Genomic DNA, 20,405 nt, shown 5'->3' with positions numbered 1-20,405 from the left:
CAAACAGGATATTACTCAATCAAAAAGGATAATAACTTACCCTTTTACTTGCCCTATAGTTTTGTTAAAATATCCGTATGTCAAGTGAAATACGACTATCATTTCGCATGCTTAAAAATGCAATTTTACGGAGTATCTTTTTTCTTCTGTATGTTTGGACGGTCGTTGTAGTATATGTCGGGAAATCCGTAATGCGGGCTGTTTTATTTCCTTATACTTCTTTGCGCTATCTTACTCAAAAAGTGTCTTCACTTATAACTGTTAAAAATATTGGCGCCGCCGGTACAAACTCTGCCGGTGCAGTCTCATACGGTCTAAAGCAGACAGGATCATTTCTTTGGTATGTTATTAAAAATACTCCGTTGTTTCTCATTTCGATTGCGAAACAGATTATTGCAATAATTGAAGGAATATTTTTAGGAATTATTCATCTGATTGCTTCTTTTTACTCTTTTTTGACAAGTAAATATTTTCAGTATTTTGTATACGGATTTTTGTTTTGTTTACTGTTTCTGTTTATCCAACAGGCATACTTTTTTGTGCGTGAACTGCCGTCACCTGCTGCGATCGGTCAGGTAAATTTTGCTCAATCTACTCATTTGTATGACCGGAACGGGAAATTGCTGTACGCGATTTATCGGGATGTGAACCGTACCTCCGTGCCGCTTTCTTCAGTTCCGAAAGCGGTCATTCAGGCGACTATTGCGATTGAAGATAAGAATTTTTACAATCACAAAGGGATTTCCTTTTTCGGAGGTATTCTGCGGGCAGCAAAAGATTCATTTATTTACAATGAACTACAGGGAGGATCGACTATCACACAGCAGCTGGTAAAAACGGCTCTCCTTACTCCTGAACGGACTATTGAAAGAAAACTCAAAGAGATGGTGCTCGCACTATGGACGGAACAGATGTATACAAAAGATGAAATTATGGAAATGTATCTGAATCAGGTGCCGTACGGCGGTTCTGCATACGGCATTGAAGAGGCTTCAAAAGTATATTTCGGTAAAACCGCTCAGGAACTCACGCTCGGAGAAGCGGCATTGCTGGCTGGTCTTCCCAGAGCGCCTTCCATTTATTCGCCTTTTATCGATCCTGACCTAGCCGAAAGAAGGCGTGATCAGGTGCTGCAGGAAATGTATCTTCAGCACTATATTTCCAAAAATCAGTTTGAAAATGCGATACAGGAAGATCTTACTGTGCTCCCTCCGACCACAAACATCCGTGCCCCGCATTTTGTCATGTATACCCGGACCGCACTTGAAAACGAATTCGGCACGAAAAAAGTTGAAGAATCAGGTTTTAATATTGTGACGTCTTTGGATCTTGATATTCAGACGAAGGCTGAAGAAATTTTACGGGAAGAAGTAGAAAAGCTGCAGCCGCTTAATGCGTCAAACGGTGGTGTAATTGTAATGGACCCCAACACCGGTCAGATTCTCGCAATGGTGGGATCAGTAAATTATTTCGGAGAAAACTACGGAGCGTTCAATGTCACGACCGCTCAGCGTCAACCCGGTTCTACGCTGAAGCCGATGCTGTATGCCATGGCTCTTGAAAACGGATATACGGCTGCAACACCTATCGACGACTCACCTATTGTGTTCAATATTGCCGGTGCCGAACCGTATCAACCGGTCAATTACGACAGAAGGTATCACGGAAGGGTTCCGATACGTTACGCCCTCGGAAATTCATATAATGTTCCTGCTATTAAAGTTCTAAACACCATGGGTGTACAACCGTTTGTAGATTTTGCCAAAACCATGGGAATCGACACCTGGGAGGAATCATCACGGTTCGGTTTGTCAATAGCACTCGGCGGCGGAGAAGTAACTCTCGTAGATCTGACACAGGTATACAGCGTATTTGCCAACGGCGGATATAGGGTGGAACCGACTCCGTTTGTGGAGATTAAGGATTCACGGGAAAAGGATGTGACCCATATCCGCAGTACAAAGACTCGTGTTCTCAATGAAGGTGTAGCTTTTATCATTTCAGATATTCTTTCTGACAATACAGCAAGACAGCAGGCCTTCGGAGTAAATAATCCGCTGCATGTTAAGGACGAAATAGTCTCGGCAAAGACGGGAACAACAAATGATTACAAAGATGCATGGACGATCGGATTTACCGACAAAGTAGTAGTCGGAGTCTGGGTCGGGAACAATAACAACAGTTCAATGCACAGCATTGCCGGTTCGCTCGGTGCCGGACCTATCTTTAACCGGATTATGAAATATATGATTGAGGAACATGATGCCGCAGGCAAGATGCCGCAACCGGTTAATGTTGTCTCCATGCCCTGTTATAACGGCCGGGTGGAATACTTCCTGAGAGGCACAGAGCGGAAAAGTTATTGCCAGCAAACCGTAATTAAGCAGGGTGACAAACCGGTTCAGGAAGTCAGAAACGCGGTCCCTTAACCTTTTATTTTTTCTTCAATTTCTTCAATATTCGGTTCAATAAGCACTGTTTTGTCAGGGAACACCAGAAGAGGAATCTTTTGATAACCGTTTGTTTGATTCGTGACTTCAAGAGCAGCGGAAGGATGCTCATCTATGTCGATATACAGATAGGGAATACCGTGAACATCCAAAAAATTTTTGATGCTTTGGCAGTCCCGGCAATCGTGCCTACCGTATAGAATGATCGTTCCCGGGGTTTTCATAATTAGTGATAATGGTACGTCTTAACTGCAGTTATTCATTATAATATACATATGAGTCAGTTTATCTTTGAAGGTTACACTTCCGATATCCATTCTTCTGTCATGAGCTTTCATTACAAAATAAGGCACGAAGGAGAGGAACTTCGTTTTACCGAGAATCTTATATTACCTAACAGGGAAGTACATTCTATTCCTGAAACTCTTCTTCATGCGTTGTTGCAGACTGTGCATATCGTCCTCGGACTCAGTTACTGGAAAACGTATTGTCCGAAAGAGATAATCATTGAAGGGTATTCACTTACACCCGCACAGGCTGACTTCTGGAATACGGTATATACCAAAGGATTGGGGGAGTTTTATTACCGGAACGAAATAGATTTCCGCGGCCTTGTGAAGTTCCCTTTTGATGAAAATCAAACACAAACTCCACAAACAATGAAAAAGAGTAATCGGTATCTGATCGGCGTCGGGGGTGGTAAAGACTCAATCCTTTCCGCGGAGATTCTTAAAAAAAATCAGATAAATGCAGACGGATTTGTGGTGGAAACGCAGAAAAGCTATCCGCTAATTGAAACCGTTCTTAGTTCCATGAAACTCGATGCAATACGGATAAAACGCATTATTGATCCTCAGCTTTTTGCAATAAATAAAAAAGAAGGCGTCACTAACGGCCATATTCCTGTCTCGGCGGTGTATGCCTGTATCGGTATCCTGACAGCCGCATTGTACGGATATGACGGCCTGATCACAAGTAATGAACGAAGCGCTGACTACGGCAATGTCGAGTATCTAGGCGAAACGGTCAATCATCAGTGGAGCAAATCGCGTGAATTTGAAACATTGTTTCAGACATATATCGGGAAATTTATATCTTCTGATTTGCTGTATGTATCGCTGCTGCGACCGTATTCGGAATACACCATTGTCGAACTGTTTTCTAAGTATCCCGAATATTTTTCATCGTTTTCCAGCTGCAACAGAAATTTTAATATCATTGAGCATGAAAATTCACCGAGATGGTGCGGGACCTGTCCGAAATGTGCGTTTGTTTTTGCACTTTTATCGGCACATATCTCAAAAAAGGAGCTTACTGATTTGTTTCAAACGAATATGTATGCTCAGGCTGATCTTATCCCGCTTTACAAGGAACTTCTGGGTGTAAGCGGCTTTAAGCCATTTGAATGTGTCGGTACTCCTGATGAGGTGAAGCTTGCAATGGTGAAAGCTGCTTCACAGGGAGAATATAAAGGGACACCTGTCATGGATCTGTTTGAACAACAGATTTTGCCTAAACTTGATATAACAACCCTTGAAAAAGAAGTTACCAATATTGACCGCTCGGTTATACCTGAGCAGTTCAGAACAATGATATGAAGATTCAAGACTTGATGAACAAACGTATTTTGATTGCGGGGTATGGTATTGAGGGAAAATCGACGGAGAATTTTCTCAGGAAATTTGTGCCGTCTGCGACATTTGAAATAACTGACCGCAAGGACGGTGAGGATTACCTGAAAAAGCAATCAGAGTTCGATCTGGTCATTAAAACACCGGGCATCAGAGCACAGGAGATTACTGTACCGTATACAACTGCCACTAATATTTTTTTTGCAAATCTTGATAAGAAACATGTAACGATCGGTGTGACGGGGACAAAAGGTAAAAGTACAACGGCATCGCTTATTCATCATATTTTTTCTCAAACAGGCAGACAAACGGAACTTCTGGGCAATATCGGTAAACCCCTTCTTGATTTTTTTAACGAGGAACACGAACAGACCGTGTATATCGTTTGTGAATTGTCCAGCTATCAGTTGTCAGACATTCAGTTCTCACCTCATATTTCTCTTATTGTGAGTCTGTTTCCGGATCATGTCCCATATCACGGTACGCTTGACAATTACTATGAAGCGAAACACCGGATGATCGCGCATGCAGAGAAAACGGATTACTATGTATATAATCCTGCGTTTACTCGTCTTTCGGAGTGGACAAAAACGACATCAGCACAGCCGAAACCGTATGAGAATGACTTTATTCCCGAACGGATTCCCCTGCTCGGACAGCACAATGTTGACAATATCAGAGGGGCCATCACAGTGACATCTCTGTGCGGGGTATCGTATCGCGAGGCGGAAGATGCGATCCAATCATTCAATCCGTTGCCGCATCGGCTGCAGAAAGTCGGGACCTTTAAACGGATTACCTTTTATGACGATGCGATCTCAACAACGCCTGAATCCACAATTGCAGCCGTAAAAGCAATTCCGGGTATCAGTACCATTTTCTTGGGTGGTGAGGACCGCGGATATGACTTTCTTGAACTGGCAAGTGAATTGAGGGAAACGTGTATAAAAAATATTGTGCTTTTTCCCGAGTCAGGAGCACGGATCAAAACTGCACTTTTTGAGGTTGATCGTTCCTTCTGGAATATCTGTGAGACCCAGAGCATGGAGGAAGCGGTTGCATTTGCATACAATCATGCCCCTCCGCTCAGTGTTTGTCTTTTATCTACCGCATCACCCAGTTATAGTCTCTGGAAAAATTTTGTTGAAAAAGGCGATCAGTTTCAGAAGTTTGTGAAACAGTATGCGTAAGAGGCACAAAAGACTGAGAAAGGTCGAGAAAGAAGGAAACGGATTGACGATGACATGGGTGCTTCTTATTATTGCGGTTCTTCTTGTATTCATCGGTCTGATATTTGTGTTTGAAGCTTCCTCGATACGTGCACTGAACGCAACCGGAGACAGTTTTCATTATCTCAAACTTCAACTGAGATGGATATTTTTCGGCTCGATCGTTTTAGGTTTTTTTTCGTGGTACAACTACAAAAACCTTTACTTTTTATCCATTCCTGCAATGATCGGAGTTATTCTTCTACTCATTGTGGTGCTTATTCCCGGCATTGGGCATACGGCAGGCGGAGCAAGAAGCTGGATTAATCTGGGTTTTATTACCGTTCAGCCGACCGAGTTTACCAAGTTTGCTATTATCCTCTATTTGGCCTCCTGGTTCTCAAAAAAGGAAAAAAGCAGGTTTTTACCGTTTGTTCTTCTCTTGGGTTTTCTCCTTTTACTTATAATGCTGCAGCCTGATATGGGAACTGCAATCATGGTATTTTCTCTCGGAATTGCGATGTATTTTCTCGGAGGTCAGGATCTGCGGTATCTGCTCGCGCTGGCTCCCGTTGCGGTCATCGGATTTGCCGGGCTCATTTTTGCCGCTCCTTATCGTCTCAAACGTCTGACTGCGTTTCTCAATCCCGAAAATGATCCGCTCGGTGTGGGATTTCATATCAATCAGATCCTGATATCCGTCACGGAAGGCGGTCTGTTCGGAAGAGGCTTCGGTGCATCAAGGCAAAAGTATTTATTTCTTCCTGAAGCTCATACCGATTCTATTTTTGCAATTATCAGCGAAGAGCTCGGCTTCGTCGGCAGCTTTCTCATTATCACACTGTACTTTGTGTTTTTGTATAAGCTGTATCAGTTGTACAATTCCGTTGATGATCGGTTCGGGAAATTGTTAATCGGAGGCATTTTTACGTACTTCGGTCTCCAAATTATTATAAATCTCGGCGGAATGGTGAATATTATGCCTCTGACTGGTGTGACTCTGCCTTTCGTTTCATACGGAGGATCATCAATGCTTGCGTCCTGTATGCTTTTGGGAATTGCGATAAATGTTGCCCGTCAGACAAAGACATAAGCGTGTTACAATACCATATGCAGCCTACGAAAATCATCATAACCGGCGGGCATGTCACCCCTGCGCTTGCAGTTATTGATTTGATTGAAGATAAGTTTCCCGAGACTGAGATCGTCTTCGTCGGCAGGAAATACAACAACAACAAGGAACGTACCGAAAGTTTTGAGTATAAGGAAATTCAAAGAAGATCAATACGATTTTATCATTTGGTGACGGGTCGATTTACCAGAACAATATCACTCCGGACGCTTCAGGATATCATAATGATACCTTTCGGCTTTTACCGTGCATGGCAGATCTTGCGATCAGAAAAACCTGAATTGGTGCTTTCTTTCGGCGGATATCTTGCATACCCTGTGGCTGCAGTTGCGTCGACGATGAAGATTCCCGTGTACACTCATGAACAAACCATACATCCGGGATTGGCCAACAGGAAAATCGGTCGTATAGCTGCAAAGGTATTTATATCCTTTCCTGAATCAGCCGGTTTTTTCCCGAAGTCAAAAGCAATATTGACGGGCAATCCTGTCCGGAAAAGTGTATTTACCGCAAAGACAACTATTCCGACTCCTTCAGGAATCCCGTGTGTTTATGTGACGGGAGGGTCACTCGGAGCTCATGCAATAAACAAGCATATCGAACAAATCCTTCCCGAGTTGCTGAAAGGCTGTTCAGTCATACACCAAACCGGGAATCTTCGTGAGTATAATGATTATGAACGGTTGAAAGCTGTAAGGGAATCATTACCTGAAGATCTGAGACAAAGATATACCGTCAGAACGCATATCGGCGATGATGAGATTGGGGCGCTGCTCCGAAAAGCGGATGTAGTTGTAAGCAGATCCGGTGCAAATACATTCTTTGAGCTGGTAGCTCTGAAAAAACCGGCAGTCCTGATTCCTTTGCCTCTTGCCGCATTTGATGAGCAGCGTAAGCATGCCGGCATTTTGAAAACTGCAGGTGCAGCCGAAATATTTGAGCAGGAAGGTAAATCTGAAGATTTGCTTTCGTTAATCATGTCTGTACTACATAACAAAGAACACTATGAACGAGCATACCAAAAACTTGAAGGAACATACATCACCGAAGCGGCAGAGCGGATTGTGGAAGAGATATACCGGGAAAATCGCACCTAGTTTGCTATTTCTGACTATTTTTGCTCTCACAATTGTTCTCGCATATCGTATTGATCATGCTTATCGGGTACAAGAGATGAAGGTTTACGGCGAATCAAAGGAGTTTCCGTTTAAAGGAAAGAACCAGTACAGGGGTATGCATCTCTGGCGTCTGGATCTTCGCGAAGCTGAGAAGTATTTGACGAATGCCAATCCGTATTACCGCATCCTTTCGATCGGGAAAAAATACCCTTCTGTAATCGAAGTTGAGGTAAGCAGACTGACCCAGGCAGCATACCTGATGGTCGGAGACGGTTATCTGCTGCTCAGTACGGAAGGTATCATACTTGAAAAAGTCCGGGAAATTGAGAATACCGGCATACCGGTCATTACTTTTTATCAGAATGTGCCGTATAATTCTTTTCAGAGAGGAGATGAAATCGGCTTTAAGGAAGTGGAAGACAGTCTTTATTTCCTGGGGATTGTTCAGGATGCAAGACTCAAGGTAAATAGTATTGCTATTGAAGGATTTCATATGCTAGGATTATATACAGACAGCAGTGCGTTTTTATTTTCCTCTGAAAAGGATATTGAGCTGCAGAAGTATCAGTTCGAACAGTCTCTTAGGCAGCTTTCAGTTGAAGGTATAGCGTTTGAAACGTTGGATTTGCGTTTTGATAAGCCGATTATTCGGTTTTGATCATAAATTTTTTAAGAAGTCACTAGGCTCATACAGATTATGGCGGAAACACTCATTTGCGGCATCGACATCGGCAGCACAAAAATTGCAACGATTGTCGGACTTTACTCAGCTGAGACTGATGAAATCCGGATTATCGGATTCAATGCCACGCCTTCAAGAGGGGTAAAAAAGGGGCTGATTGTTGATATTGATCAGGCGACTGCATCCGTCGAGGCAAGTGTGGAAAAAGCAGAACGTATGGCCGGCCATCAGATCAAGGAAGCATATGTATCCGTCGGAGGTCCTCATATAGCTTCGATTAATTCACATGGGATAGTTGCCGTTGCGAATCCTCAGTTTGAAGTGGTCGAAGATGATGTTCAGCGTGTTATAGAAGCAGCCCGTGCGATCTCTCTTTCGAATACCAGGCAGATTATTGAAGTAACACCGCGTGAGTACAGTGTAGACGGACAAAGCGGAATCAATAATCCGGTGGGGATGAGCGGCGTCAGGCTGGAAGTAGACACCCATATCATCACAGCATCAGCAACCAATCTTAAGAATATCGATAAAGTCCTAAATGATCTGGGAATAAAAAATACGGGCTATATTTTTTCCGGTGTGGCAGCAGCAGAAGCAGTTCTTACGGACACTGAGAAGGATCTTGGTGTGGCTGTAGTTGATATTGGCGGTGGAAAAATTGATATGAGCATTTTTGTAGAAGGCGCTTTATCGTTTTCTTCATCCATACCGATTGGTGCAAGACACATCAGCAATGATATTGCAGTCGGTCTGAGGGTTTCACTTGAATCGGCGGAAAAAGTGAAACTGTATCTCAGCAATAATGCACGCCGTGTCGAAGAAGCTATTAAAAAGAAAGAGAAAAATATACTTACTTCCGAGAAACTGGGTATTCCGGAAAAACTTCCAGACGTCAGCCCGAAAGAAATCATTGAAGGTATTATCAGTCCGCGTATTGAAGAAATTTATTCTTTTGTAGCCGAAGAGCTCAGTAAAAGCGGTTATGAGAAAGCAATCCCTTCAGGAATCGTTATCACGGGCGGCGGTTCGATGACTGTCGGTATGGTTGAGATGGGAAAACGGATTGCAAGACTTCCGATACGGGTGGGTGTACCGGAAAAAGCCACAGGTCTGGTCGACGAAGTGATGAATCCGATGTATGCCGCGACGCTCGGACTTGTCTACTACGGGAACTCCCAGATGTTTGAGGATCCTGCGAATTTCAAAGATTTCAATTCAGTTCTGAAAAACTTCTCAATGAATGATATAATGTCTAAGGCGAAGAAAGTGTTCAAACAGTTTCTTCCCTAACATTAGTCATCCTGAGGGATACCAAAGGATCCCGTTCCGGACTTCACAAGACGAGATTCTTCTTCCCGCATGCGACTAGACATAACCTATGTTAATCAAACCAAAAGCAGGACAAGCAGCAAAAATTAAAGTAGTCGGTGTAGGCGGAGGCGGCGGGAATGCCATCTCTTCCATGATCAAAGAAGGCGGTATCGAAGGCGTAGAATTCGTTGCCGTAAATACTGATGCACAGGCTCTTCTTCATAACAAAGCGGAAATAAAAATTCAGATCGGGGATCAGGTCACCAAAGGACTCGGTTCTGGAGGGAATCCTGAAGTCGGCCGCGAAGCGGCAGAAGAATCCCGGGAAAAACTGAAAGATGAACTTGGTACAGCTGATATGATCTTCATAACCTGCGGTGAAGGAGGAGGGACCGGGACAGGTGCTTCTCCGATTGTGGCAGAAGTTGCCAAAGAGTCAGGTGCACTCACCGTTGCCGTGGTTACAAAACCGTTCGACTTCGAAGGTTCTCCTCGTAAAAATCAGGCTTCAGAGGGAATAGAATTACTGAAAAGTAACGTCGATACTCTCATTGTTATTCCGAACCAGCGTGTTCTTCAGGTCATTGACAAGAAAACATCTATTGTCGAAGCATTCAGGAAGATTGACTCTGTGCTTCATCAGGGTGTAAAAGGTATTGCCGAGTTGATTACCCTTCCGGGACTTATCAATGTGGACTTTGCCGATGTGCGTTCTATCATGGACAATGCCGGTAATGCCATCATGGGTATGGGAATCGGAACGGGTGACAAACGCGCTATCAGTGCCATTCGTCAGGCAATTTCTTCACCGCTTCTTGATGCATCTATCGACGGAGCAAAGGGAATTCTGTTGAATATCGTCGGAGGATCAGATCTTTCGATGAGTGAAATTGATGAAGCCGCAACCATGATTACGAAAGCTGCCGATCCTGATGCAAATATCATTTTCGGTGCGGCAATTGATGAGAATCTTACCGATCAGATAAAGATTACGGTAATTGCTACCCGATTTGACGAAAGTACGATGAAACTCTTCAAGTTCCAAAGACCCCAACAGGCTGATGCAGAAGATAAACGAGAAAAAACTATAGAGGAAGCTGAAGCAGAAGCTGCTCTCTCAGAAGAAAAAGATGACTTTTCACTTTATCCCCCTGAAGAACCGTATCAAAGACAGGAAGAGCCGGTACAACGTAAGCCTGCATCATCAGTGCGTGACGATGACGAATTTGATATCCCCGCATTCCTCCGAAAGAAATAACGACCTACATTGACTTATTTTCTTCCAGTTTATATACTATAGGGTAATTCTACTGGCATACCGTATGCATTGCCGTGTACAGTGGTGTCAGAAGAAGGTTCTTTGATGTACCGTCCAAACCAACCAGAAAGGAATGAACATGTTTCAAAAGCTTGTAGCCTGTATGTTACTGTCCTTGTTTGTCTTAGCAAACACAGGAAGCGTGTACGCCCAGGAACCTACCGCAACGGAAAGGACACTGTATATGCCTCTGATATCGACAGCTTTGGCAGCACCTCAGCAACAAGGTGAGGGAGAAGGAAAATGGTACCAGGGGGTGATAATTCACACGGAATGGTATGATTTTCAGCCGCACTACACGTTGCAAATCGGTGTGCCGGATCCCGGCAGTTATATGTGCCGGGAACTCGTCATGTGGAACATTGTGAAGAAACAGTACATCGCCGTGACCGACGGGCATTGGCGGGATTATCCCGACAATCCCGATGTCTGGGGGCCGGAGTTTTGGCAAGTGACCAAGTCTTGGATCGCAGCTCATCTCATCGAGGCCCTGCGTCCGGGTTACTACTGGGCATGGTGTACGGACGGTACATGAAACGGAGGGGTGCTTCAAGCACCCCTCCATCACACTTCTTTTATCGGAACTTTATTGCTTCCGGCTACTCGTGATGATACAATAGGGACTTGACGTGTTGCATTATTATTTCCGTTTTCTGATACCCTATGGCAGATACTAATCCGCTGAACGAATTTTTCATAAACATGGAGCATAAATGGCTCAAGCATTGGTATGAACAGGGTATTATTGAAAAATATCTTCATAAAAACGATAACTCCAAAACGTATTTTTCTTTCCAGGACGGACCGATCACGGCCAACAATCCGATGGGCGTACATCATGCCTGGGGACGGACCTACAAAGATTTATGGCAGAAATTCAACAATCTTCTCGGTCACAAACAGCGTTTCCAGAACGGCTTTGACTGTCAGGGATTGTGGGTTGAAGTGGAAGTGGAAAAGGAGCTGGGGCTTAAATCAAAAAAAGATATCGAAAATCTGGTACCCGGTGATAAAAAAGCTTCGATTGCGAAATTCGTACAACTTTGTAAAGACCGCGTGAATAAGTTTGCCGGTATCCAGACAGATCAGTCCAAACGACTTGCGTATTTTATGGACTGGGATCATTCCTACTTTACCATGAGTGAAGATAATAACTACATGATCTGGCACTTTCTCAAAACGTGCTATGAAAACGGATGGATCTATAAAGGACACGAGTCCGTACCGTGGTGTCCGCGGTGCGAGACGGCGATTTCACAGCATGAGATGCTGACTGAAGACTATAAAGAAGTCACCCATGAATCAATTTATATGGAGTTTAAACTGACCGATGCCGAAAATGAATATCTCTTGGTGTGGACCACAACACCGTGGACCATTCCCGCAAACATCGCCGTCGCCGTTGATCGAGATATTGAGTATGCGATGGTAGAAGGTGAAACAGGTGATCATTTCTGGCTTGCAAAAGACAGAGTCGAAACATTATTCGGGAAAGATGCAAAGATAATAAAAACTGTTCCGGGCAAGGAACTTGTCGGGCGAAAATATACTGGTCTTTTTGATGAACTTGAAATTGTCAAAAAAACCGCCGCAGAAAATCCTGAGACCTTTCACACAGTGGTGATGACTGATCCGAAGATCATGCCAATTTCTACAACAGAGGGAACGGGACTGGTTCATACAGCTGTGAGTGCCGGTACTGAAGACTTTAGACTCGGAAAGAAACTGGGACTTCCCATGATCCCCGTAATTGCAGACAACGCAGATTACCTTTCCCATATGGGCTTTCTTGCCGGGAAGAATGCTAAGAATGATCCGAGGATTATTCTCGATCATCTTGAAGAAGAGGAAAAAAAAGGAAAGAATTATATTTTTAAGATTGAAAAATATAAACACAGATATCCGGGATGCTGGAGATGTAAGGCAGAACTTGTCTGGAAAGTCGCTGATGAATGGTACATCGCAATGGATAAACCGTCGGCAACTGGAGATAAGCGAACTCTTCGTGAACGGATGATAGAAGTAGCCAAAAAAATTCAATGGATGCCGTCATTCGGGCTAGAACGTGAGCTGGATTGGCTCAATAATATGCATGACTGGCTTATCAGCAAAAAGAACAGGTATTGGGGACTGGCTTTGCCGATTTATGAATGTGAAAAGTGCAATTCATTTGATGTAATCGGATCAAAGGACGAGCTGAAAGAGCGTGCAGTGGGAGGATGGGAGCAGTTTGAAGGACATACACCGCATAAACCATACATAGACGATGTTATCATCAGTTGTTCTTCATGCAAGGGCCCCATGCACAGGATTGGTGATGTAGGAAACCCCTGGCTTGATGCCGGAATTGTGCCGTACTCAACGATCAAAGAGAACAACCAGGGAGAACCGTTGTATCTCTCGGACAGGAAAGAATGGGAAAAATGGTTTCCCGTTGATTTTATCACTGAATCTTTTCCGGGACAGTTCAAAAACTGGTTTTATGCCATGATTGCCATGTCTACCGTACTGGAAGACACGAATCCTTTCAAACGGGTACTCGGGTTTGCGACACTTTTGGGAGAAGACGGTCGTCCGATGCACAAAAGCTGGGGAAACTCAATTGCATTTCATGAAGGAGCTGATGTGATGGGTGTAGATGTCATGAGATGGATGTACAGCCGTCACAATCCGGCAGAGAACCTGCTGTTCGGATACAAAAAGGCTGATGAAGTCAGAAGACAGTTCTATATTTTGACGTGGAATATCTATAAATTCTACCGTCAAAACGCTGAAGTTGACGGAGCCGTATACGAGAGGAAAGATCTGAAGCTTGATGATTTTTCATCTGCTCTTGACCGATGGATTCTCTCAAGGTTTAAAGAAACCACTGATATTGTCAGGAAATCATTAACTACATACGACACAAAAACAGCTGCTACAAGCATTGAAAGTTATATTCAGGATCTTTCAACGTGGTATGTCAGACGCTCCCGTGATAGAGTAGGGGTAACGGCTACTGATACCAAAGATAAGCAGGCGTTTTATGACGTGATGCAGTACATGTTTGTAAACCTTTCGATTGTACTTTCACCGTTTATTCCGTTTTTGACGGAGGAGATCTATACGCAAATCACAGCCAATGAATCAGTACATCTTGAAACGTGGCCGGAATTAGGCGATCTTGTCCCGGATCAAAAACTTATTGAAGACATGATCATCGTACGTGAAGTAGTTGAAGTTGGTCATCGTATCCGAAAGGAACTGACAATAAAAGTCAGACAGCCGCTGGCATCAGTTACCGTTTCTCTTCCGTCGGTAAAAGAACTCAGCATCAAAGACAATGAAGATGAATATAAGAGATTGCTGGAAGCCGAACTTAACGTCAAGAAGGTAGAGTTTGTGACGGTAAAGGAAGCCGAAATAGGAGTTCAGTATGATACTGAGTTGACAGAAGAACTGAAGACGGAAGGAGAAATTCGCGATCTTATCAGAAAAATTCAGAACAAGCGGAAAAAACTCGGTGTCCAGGTTACGGATAAAGTACACCTCGTCCTTCCTGAAAAATTCAGAGAACAGGAAGAGCTGATCTCGAGGGAAGTGCAGGCATCTCAGGTGACGTACGGTGATGAGATGGATGTGACTATGGCATAAATAGCCATTTTCGGTGAAAAAAGGTATACTTTACGGTACATTATGTCACTTGTGTATTTTCTTCCGATACTGCTTATTTACCTTTTCGGACTGATCAATTTATTCGGGATTCGGCCTGATCTAGTTACGACGTCCCTAATGCATTTCGGGATCGGAATTGCTTTTTTCTTTGTTATCCGTTATCTCCAAATGCACAAGCATTTTTTCCGGTCGAATGCTTCCTTTTTTTATGTTTTTTCGCTTATCCTCCTGATTATTACATTTTTTTTCGGGATGGACATCAAGGGATCACGCAGATGGCTTGATCTTTATATTTTTCCGCTCCAGACTTCTGAAATCTTTAAAGTATTCTTTATTGTTTTCCTTTCAACAATCTTTGCGAAAGTCTATAACCCGATTGAAAACGGCAGATTATTTCTGAAAACGCTGATGCTTACATTATTGCCGTTTTTTTTCATATATAAACAGCCTGATCTGGCAACAAGTATTATTGTATTCGGAATCTTTTTTGTCATGGCGCTTCATTCCTCCATTCCGAAAAGACACATCATGATATTCCTTCTGATTCTCCTTTGTTTGCTCCCGGTAGCCTGGATTGCAATGCATGACTATCAAAAAGCAAGAATTTTGAGTTTTATGGACCCTGAGCATGACACTTCCGGAACCTCCTACAATATGGTTCAGGCAAATATTGCCGTCGGATCCGGGAATTTGTTCGGGAAAGGTCTGGGTTTAGGCAAGCAGTCACAGCTTTCGTTTTTACCGGAGTACCACACTGACTTTGCTTTTTCATCACTTGTCGAGCAATTCGGGTTTATCGGTGGTTTTATTGTTATTTTTCTCTACATTATTTTTTTCCTTTTTGTTTTTATACAAATGTTCAGACATATGCACGGAAGGGACTATGATGAGCAGTATTCATTTTATTATCTGCTGGGTTTTTCCGTGATGATGATTGTCCAAACGGCGGTCAATATCGGTATGAATTTGGGCATTGTGCCGATCGCGGGAATTACGCTGCCGTTTGTCTCATACGGAGGTTCATCGATGATTACTTTCATGATTGCAATGGCTCTGATACCTCCTAAACAATAGTCTTGCACTTCTGTTAATTTACAGTATAATAATGAAATGAAAACGCATGCAGTTATTGAGGTGGGTGGAAAACAGTACCTCGTACAAAAAAACGATGAACTCATTGTTGAAAATATCAACAGAAACGCTGATGAGACGGTTGAGTTTCCGGCTCTTCTTTCATTTGATTCAGATAAAGCGGATGCCGAAATCGGTGCTCCTGAACTGAAAGGAAAAGTAACAGCAAAGGTTATTGAAAACCTTAAAGGTGATAAAGTACGTGTGGCAAAGTTTAAAGCAAAAGTACGATACCGAAAGGTTCGCGGTTTTCGACCTCAGCTTACCAGAATTAAAATTACAGCAATTTAACGATTATATTCTATGGCTCATACTAAAGCTCAGCGAGCAGTTAAAGGAAATCGTGATTCGATTTCAAAAAGACTTGGTGTAAAACTGTTTGGCGGTCAACTGGCACAGGCCGGAAATGTCATCATAAGACAGCGCGGCAGTAAAGTACATGCCGGTGACGGCGTTCTTTTGTCAAAAGATTTTACTCTTATCGCCCTTCGTGAAGGAACTGTTGAGTTCTATACACGCATGGGAAAACAGTACGTAAGAGTTGTCTGATTCCGTCTTTCTTTTGACGTTTACTACCATCTTTTGTCTTCATGGACACCGCAACACAAGAACTTTTTGACAAACTAAATCAGGAAAAGGATGTCCTACAAAAAGCAGAAATCGTGAAAAGACTTCGTTTTGACCGTGAGGTTTCCGTAAAGAGAATTGCCAGGGCAATTCACAAACATCCTTCATATGTCTCTCATCTACTTCGTCTGACAAAAATTCCGCAGATAGTTGTCGACGGATATTATGCAGAACAGCTTTCCCCGACACATCTGATGATTCTATCACGACTTCAAACCGAAGAAGAGATTATTGATGCATATGAACAGATCTTGAAGAAAGGTCTTACAGCAGGACAGACTGAGTTATTGATTCGCAAGTTCAAATACGATGTAGAAGATGAAGGGAAGAGTATCGATACCAGACATCTTGAAGCACTTGAAAAGGAGCTTCGTGATATTTTGAACGCAAAAGTAACACTTATACAATCACGGGTACGGACAAAGATAGTGTTGGAAAAAAGGGGAAATACGGACACTACAACTGCTTTTATTGAAGAAGTGGTTGAAAAACTCAAACATCAACTTTCTGATGAAGAAAAAGGGAAACAGCTGAAGCAGCTTGATTGAGTGTCATCTTAGAGCAAATGCGATTGCGTTTCGGGTTCTCAGAGATTCATCATACGGATTTGTGATTGCTCCAAGTTTATCTGTCGGGAAATAGCGGAAAAAGACCTGTCCGACAAAACTTGTACCGGGAACCGGCCCAAACTCACGTGAATCTGACGAGCGGGGTCTGTTGTCACCCATTACAAAATAATATCCTTCCGGAATATCAATCGGAACTCCTTCTTCAGCAAAGTTCCCGGGAATAAGTGTAGTAGGGGATGATATATAGGGTTCTTCTACACGTTGCCCGTTGACATAGACCTGCTGATTTTCGATGAGTACGGTATCACCCGGTATCCCGATGATCCGTTTGATATATTCGATATCCGGATTACGGGGTGAATGAAACACCACGACATCTCCCCGCTCGGGAAGACGCAATTTGTAGGTGATTTTACTGGTAAAAATATAATTCCCGTTGTAAAAAGTCGGTTCCATTGATGCTCCTTTTATCTGGTTCGGTTGAAGTACAAAAAGGTAAATGACGATGAAGAGAGACCCTACGAATACCACTGTCTCCATAATCTCCATCACAAACATGATCAGCCCTTTCACGATAGACATATGGACTAATTGTAAAGAAGTCTGAGTGTAAATACAACCGCTGTAATGATATAATCTTTCTAGTCTTTGGTCGTATAGCTCAGTTGGCTAGAGCGTTCGATTCACACCCGCCTGCCATAGCACACATAGCTCAGTTGGTAGAGCATTCGATTCACATTCGAAAGGTCTCTGGTTCAAGTCCAGATGTGTGCACAAAAGCGGTGGGCAGGTTCGGAAGGTCCCTGGTTCAAGTCAAGGTACGACCAATATATGCTGTTAGCGTTAACTGCAATTGATATGTGGACTGTTTTTAATTTTCTCAAACGGTTTGTTCTCGATTTGTTTCATGCAATCTTTTTTGCTGCGATAGAATATGATGACAAACTCAAAATGACAAAAACGCAAGGTCAAAGGATGACTATTTGGATCATTATATTCGTTATTGCCTCAATTGCTTTATACGGTCTTCTTCACGGTATTTGGTACTTCCTTGATACTCTTGATACGAGTAAAATAGAACTATAATCATGCTTACCGGTATTGTTATAGCAAAAAACGAGGCTGAGATTGTACAGCAGGCATTAAAATCACTTTCTTTTTGTGACGAACTCCTTCTTATAGACAACAATTCAACCGATGAAACGGGAGAAATAGCACATGAAGCCGGAGCACGGGTGATATATGACAAAACTTCCGGAAACTTTTCAAATTTGCGAAATCTCGGAGCTGAGCAGGCGAAAGGCAATTGGCTGTTGTATCTTGATGCGGATGAAGAAATCAGTCCTGATCTGCGGGCAAATATCAGGCACGAGATGGAACAACCGAGTGCCGATGCGTACTATCTGCGAAGACGGGACCGGTTTATGGGAAGGGTCCTCGAGCATGGAGAGGTTGCAAAAGTTTATAAACGCGGAATTATTCGCCTGATGAAGAAAGGATCCGGTTTATGGAAAGGTTCGATACATGAAGAATGGACCACTGTCGGCCGAATATCATCGTTGGACGGTTTTATTGAGCATTACCCTCACCAGACGATACATGAGTTCCTGCAGCACATAAATACGTACAGTCAGATCCGCGCCGATGAATTATTCTTGCTGAATAAGCGAACTAATATGTATGAGATAGTTGCTTTTCCCATCGGGAAGTTTCTTTACACATATGTGATCAAAGGAGGCTTAAAGGACGGAACTGCGGGCTTTGTGTATTCATTTTTGATGAGCTTTCACTCATTTCTCGTTCGAAGTACGTTATTTATCAAACAGATGAAACATGAATAAAACACGGATTATTACGGTTCTGTTGAGCATATCACTTGTTTTATTTTCTTTTGGGCAGCTTGCAAGAATCAGCATTCCGGAACAGCCGGTATTTTTTTATCTCTACGAAGTGTTTGTAGCAGCGGTGTCGGGTATCCTACTAGTGAAGTACCGTAAAAATCCGCTGATGGAGAGCAAATACAGCCCCATTATCGTTTTTTTTATCTGGATACTTATATCATTTGTTCTTTCTTTGAGATTTTATAGTTTAGAACAAAATACCGTTGCGTTTTTGTATTATCTTAGACTTCTTCTTTATTTTATCTTTTATGTGTATGTCAGTTATTTTTTTACTCATGAGAAGCAATCAAAACGGCCTATTGTTATTCTTAATCTAGTCACAGTCTGGGTTATTTTGTCTTCATTTATTCAGTACTTCCTGTATCAGAATCTCGGCAATCTGGCTTATCTCGGTTGGGACCCTCATTTATACCGGGTGGTAGGACTTTTTTTTGATCCTCCCGTGACCGTATCTGTATTTCTTTTGCTCATGATATTTTACCTGCTTGAACTGCAAAGCAATCATGATTGGAAAAAACTCGGATTTATAATTCCCCTTTTTATACTGAGTTTTCTGACATACTCAAGAGGGGGGGGGTTGGCACTGATTGCAGTCAGCGTATTGTACGTCATCAGGAGGTTCAGCCGGAAAACTGTATTGATTGGCTTAGCGGTCTTAGTCGCCGGTTTTCTTTTTATTCCCAAAGGCTCAAGTGAAGGAATAAATTTATTGAGGACAACTTCAATCGAAGCCAGAATCAATGATTATGAAAAAGCAATTATGATTTGGAGAAAAAATCCTGTAGCGGGAATAGGCTACAACCACATTAGATACGAAAAGGACATATATGAAGAACAGTTGTTTTACGGACCTTATAATCCTTCACATGGCAGTACTGCGTTTCATTCAAGCTTTTTAGTCATACTTGTGACCGGAGGCGTGATCGGTCTTGGTTTGTATATATGGATGCTTATCAGTCTTGCCAGGACATCAGAATTTATGATGTTTGGTATTGTCCTTTTGAGCGTGATTTCAGTATTTGATAATGTTCTGCTGCATCCGTTTTTGTTGTTTCTTTTGTTTCTACTTGAAGGGTATAGAAAAAGTCACAGAACTCAATCCTCTCTTTGATACGTGACTTTCAGCTCCTGTTCCACGGTATTTCCGGCTGCATCCGTTGCTACAAACAGCAGGGTATTTTCGCCGTCTTTTAGCCGGTAAGTACTACTGAACTCCCCTGAAAGGTCAACAACAATCGGTTGGCCGTTTACACGAAGTGATGCACCCTGGTCGGTCAATCCTTTAATACTCAGTTCCTGTGTCGACGTTTTCATGTCTGCTGAGGGTGATTCGATTTCCAGTTTTAAAGGTTCTTTCTTGTAAAAAACTGTATATGTCTCAGATTCTTTTGAATGTTCGGTACCGGATCTGGCAATGGCATAAATCTTATTTTCACCTTGTTTTAAAGGACCGATCTTTTCATTAAAACTGCTCTTCCCTTTTACAGTCACTGACTCCGCTTTCGTATTGTTGATATAAATATCCAGTTTCTCAAAATCTTCAACAGTTCCTGAAACGTATATTTGAGCAGAGTTTGTAGCAGTGGGCGGTTCTTCAAGATCAAAGACTCCGTAAAAATCTTCTTTATTCTTTTCCTGTGCAGTCTCCTCAGATTGCGGGTTGATCAAACCGC

General features: G+C 42.7%; 20 protein-coding genes and 1 tRNA gene. 18 read left to right on the top strand and 3 right to left on the bottom strand.

The features are described from left to right. Positions 1-77: 77 nt before the first annotated feature. The gene (gene pbpC, locus IPM65_06310; GenBank protein ID QQS43720.1) at positions 78-2,429 is read left to right on the top strand and encodes a penicillin-binding protein 1C; all 2,352 of its coding nucleotides are present in this window, start codon (positions 78-80) and stop codon (positions 2,427-2,429) included. Here the strand turns inward: pbpC and IPM65_06305 are convergent. Continuing rightward, positions 2,426-2,674 carry a glutaredoxin family protein gene (locus tag IPM65_06305; protein QQS43719.1) on the bottom strand — a complete coding sequence of 83 codons (249 nt, stop codon included), beginning with the start codon at positions 2,672-2,674 and terminating at the stop codon, positions 2,426-2,428. The genes pbpC and IPM65_06305 overlap by 4 nt on opposite strands. 51 nt (positions 2,675-2,725) lie before the next feature. On the opposite strand from IPM65_06305, the gene IPM65_06300 reads away from it, so the two are divergent. The 13 genes from IPM65_06300 to IPM65_06240 all read left to right on the top strand — a co-directional run bounded on the left by IPM65_06300 (position 2,726) and on the right by IPM65_06240 (position 16,810). Next, a complete protein-coding gene (locus IPM65_06300) occupies positions 2,726-4,048 on the top strand; it encodes a hypothetical protein (GenBank protein ID QQS43718.1) in 1,323 nt (440 codons plus the stop codon). Beyond that, entirely contained in the window at positions 4,045-5,271 is a 1,227-nt protein-coding gene (gene murD / locus IPM65_06295; GenBank protein QQS43717.1) for a UDP-N-acetylmuramoyl-L-alanine--D-glutamate ligase, read from the top strand. Before IPM65_06300 ends, murD begins: the two co-directional genes overlap by 4 nt. Further along, positions 5,264-6,382 (top strand): putative lipid II flippase FtsW, encoded by a 1,119-nt coding sequence (gene ftsW / locus IPM65_06290; protein QQS43716.1) that lies wholly within the window; start codon positions 5,264-5,266, stop codon positions 6,380-6,382. Before murD ends, ftsW begins: the two co-directional genes overlap by 8 nt. Before the next feature lie 17 nt (positions 6,383-6,399). Then, positions 6,400-7,518 (top strand): UDP-N-acetylglucosamine--N-acetylmuramyl-(pentapeptide) pyrophosphoryl-undecaprenol N-acetylglucosamine transferase, encoded by a 1,119-nt coding sequence (locus IPM65_06285; GenBank protein QQS43715.1) that lies wholly within the window; start codon positions 6,400-6,402, stop codon positions 7,516-7,518. Further along, a complete protein-coding gene (locus IPM65_06280) occupies positions 7,427-8,197 on the top strand; it encodes a hypothetical protein (protein ID QQS44734.1) in 771 nt (256 codons plus the stop codon). The genes IPM65_06285 and IPM65_06280 overlap by 92 nt, the downstream gene beginning before the upstream one ends. A 39-nt stretch (positions 8,198-8,236) precedes the next feature. Next, entirely contained in the window at positions 8,237-9,511 is a 1,275-nt protein-coding gene (gene ftsA, locus IPM65_06275) for a cell division protein FtsA (GenBank protein QQS43714.1), read from the top strand. A gap of 88 nt (positions 9,512-9,599) precedes the next feature. After that, entirely contained in the window at positions 9,600-10,790 is a 1,191-nt protein-coding gene (gene ftsZ, locus IPM65_06270; protein ID QQS43713.1) for a cell division protein FtsZ, read from the top strand. Positions 10,791-10,953: 163 nt separating this feature from the next. After that, positions 10,954-11,385 carry a hypothetical protein gene (locus tag IPM65_06265; protein ID QQS43712.1) on the top strand — a complete coding sequence of 144 codons (432 nt, stop codon included), beginning with the start codon at positions 10,954-10,956 and terminating at the stop codon, positions 11,383-11,385. A 128-nt stretch (positions 11,386-11,513) separates the two neighbouring features. After that, a complete protein-coding gene (locus IPM65_06260; protein QQS43711.1) occupies positions 11,514-14,483 on the top strand; it encodes an isoleucine--tRNA ligase in 2,970 nt (989 codons plus the stop codon). Between the two features lie 42 nt (positions 14,484-14,525). Beyond that, positions 14,526-15,578 carry a rod shape-determining protein RodA gene (locus IPM65_06255; GenBank protein QQS43710.1) on the top strand — a complete coding sequence of 351 codons (1,053 nt, stop codon included), beginning with the start codon at positions 14,526-14,528 and terminating at the stop codon, positions 15,576-15,578. Between the two features lie 36 nt (positions 15,579-15,614). Then, on the top strand, positions 15,615-15,926 hold the full coding sequence (rplU, locus tag IPM65_06250) for a 50S ribosomal protein L21 (protein QQS43709.1): 312 nt from the start codon (positions 15,615-15,617) through the stop codon (positions 15,924-15,926). A 12-nt stretch (positions 15,927-15,938) separates the two neighbouring features. After that, positions 15,939-16,184 (top strand): 50S ribosomal protein L27, encoded by a 246-nt coding sequence (gene rpmA, locus IPM65_06245; GenBank protein QQS43708.1) that lies wholly within the window; start codon positions 15,939-15,941, stop codon positions 16,182-16,184. 41 nt (positions 16,185-16,225) lie between these two features. Next, entirely contained in the window at positions 16,226-16,810 is a 585-nt protein-coding gene (locus IPM65_06240) for a hypothetical protein (protein QQS43707.1), read from the top strand. A gap of 3 nt (positions 16,811-16,813) precedes the next feature. Here the strand turns inward: IPM65_06240 and lepB are convergent, their stop codons facing one another. Then, complete coding sequence (lepB, locus tag IPM65_06235; GenBank protein ID QQS43706.1) at positions 16,814-17,413, bottom strand: signal peptidase I; 600 nt, start codon at positions 17,411-17,413, stop codon at positions 16,814-16,816. A gap of 119 nt (positions 17,414-17,532) precedes the next feature. Between lepB and IPM65_06230 the strand changes: the two genes are divergently transcribed. The 4 genes from IPM65_06230 to IPM65_06215 all read left to right on the top strand — a co-directional run bounded on the left by IPM65_06230 (position 17,533) and on the right by IPM65_06215 (position 19,843). Continuing rightward, positions 17,533-17,605, top strand: a tRNA-Val gene (locus IPM65_06230). A gap of 57 nt (positions 17,606-17,662) precedes the next feature. Beyond that, positions 17,663-17,917, top strand: coding sequence for a hypothetical protein (locus tag IPM65_06225; GenBank protein ID QQS43705.1), 255 nt, complete (start codon positions 17,663-17,665; stop codon positions 17,915-17,917). A 2-nt stretch (positions 17,918-17,919) separates the two neighbouring features. Further along, the gene (locus tag IPM65_06220; protein QQS43704.1) at positions 17,920-18,672 is read left to right on the top strand and encodes a glycosyltransferase family 2 protein; all 753 of its coding nucleotides are present in this window, start codon (positions 17,920-17,922) and stop codon (positions 18,670-18,672) included. Then, complete coding sequence (locus tag IPM65_06215; protein ID QQS43703.1) at positions 18,665-19,843, top strand: O-antigen ligase family protein; 1,179 nt, start codon at positions 18,665-18,667, stop codon at positions 19,841-19,843. The genes IPM65_06220 and IPM65_06215 overlap by 8 nt, the downstream gene beginning before the upstream one ends. Here the strand turns inward: IPM65_06215 and IPM65_06210 are convergent. Further along, positions 19,828-20,400: a hypothetical protein gene (locus tag IPM65_06210; GenBank protein ID QQS43702.1), complete on the bottom strand. Its 573-nt coding sequence runs from the start codon at positions 20,398-20,400 to the stop codon at positions 19,828-19,830. The genes IPM65_06215 and IPM65_06210 overlap by 16 nt on opposite strands. Between the last annotated feature and the right edge of the window lie 5 nt (positions 20,401-20,405).

This window comes from Candidatus Roizmanbacteria bacterium (genome assembly GCA_016700135.1).
Taxonomy (GTDB): domain Bacteria; phylum Patescibacteriota; class Microgenomatia; order UBA1406; family GWC2-37-13; genus UBA1450.
Note: the sequence above shows the minus strand (reverse complement) of the source record. Positions and strands in the feature narration are given on the sequence as shown.

Bases quoted from the DNA above. Each gene is read 5' to 3' on its own strand.
- IPM65_06220 (QQS43704.1), top strand. From the start codon at position 17,920: ATGCTTACCGGTATTGTTATAGCAAAAAACGAGGCTGAGATTGTACAG.
- IPM65_06260 (QQS43711.1), top strand. From the start codon at position 11,514: ATGGCAGATACTAATCCGCTGAACGAATTTTTCATAAACATGGAGCAT.
- IPM65_06255 (QQS43710.1), top strand. From the start codon at position 14,526: ATGTCACTTGTGTATTTTCTTCCGATACTGCTTATTTACCTTTTCGGA.
- ftsZ (QQS43713.1), top strand. From the start codon at position 9,600: ATGTTAATCAAACCAAAAGCAGGACAAGCAGCAAAAATTAAAGTAGTC.
- IPM65_06225 (QQS43705.1), top strand. From the start codon at position 17,663: ATGCTGTTAGCGTTAACTGCAATTGATATGTGGACTGTTTTTAATTTT.
- IPM65_06265 (QQS43712.1), top strand. From the start codon at position 10,954: ATGTTACTGTCCTTGTTTGTCTTAGCAAACACAGGAAGCGTGTACGCC.
- lepB (QQS43706.1), bottom strand. From the start codon at position 17,413: ATGTCTATCGTGAAAGGGCTGATCATGTTTGTGATGGAGATTATGGAG.
- IPM65_06280 (QQS44734.1), top strand. From the start codon at position 7,427: ATGAACGAGCATACCAAAAACTTGAAGGAACATACATCACCGAAGCGG.
- rpmA (QQS43708.1), top strand. From the start codon at position 15,939: ATGGCTCATACTAAAGCTCAGCGAGCAGTTAAAGGAAATCGTGATTCG.
- IPM65_06285 (QQS43715.1), top strand. From the start codon at position 6,400: ATGCAGCCTACGAAAATCATCATAACCGGCGGGCATGTCACCCCTGCG.
- murD (QQS43717.1), top strand. From the start codon at position 4,045: ATGAAGATTCAAGACTTGATGAACAAACGTATTTTGATTGCGGGGTAT.
- ftsA (QQS43714.1), top strand. From the start codon at position 8,237: ATGGCGGAAACACTCATTTGCGGCATCGACATCGGCAGCACAAAAATT.
- pbpC (QQS43720.1), top strand. From the start codon at position 78: ATGTCAAGTGAAATACGACTATCATTTCGCATGCTTAAAAATGCAATT.
- IPM65_06300 (QQS43718.1), top strand. From the start codon at position 2,726: ATGAGTCAGTTTATCTTTGAAGGTTACACTTCCGATATCCATTCTTCT.
- IPM65_06215 (QQS43703.1), top strand. From the start codon at position 18,665: ATGAATAAAACACGGATTATTACGGTTCTGTTGAGCATATCACTTGTT.
- ftsW (QQS43716.1), top strand. From the start codon at position 5,264: ATGCGTAAGAGGCACAAAAGACTGAGAAAGGTCGAGAAAGAAGGAAAC.
- IPM65_06305 (QQS43719.1), bottom strand. From the start codon at position 2,674: ATGAAAACCCCGGGAACGATCATTCTATACGGTAGGCACGATTGCCGG.
- IPM65_06240 (QQS43707.1), top strand. From the start codon at position 16,226: ATGGACACCGCAACACAAGAACTTTTTGACAAACTAAATCAGGAAAAG.
- rplU (QQS43709.1), top strand. From the start codon at position 15,615: ATGAAAACGCATGCAGTTATTGAGGTGGGTGGAAAACAGTACCTCGTA.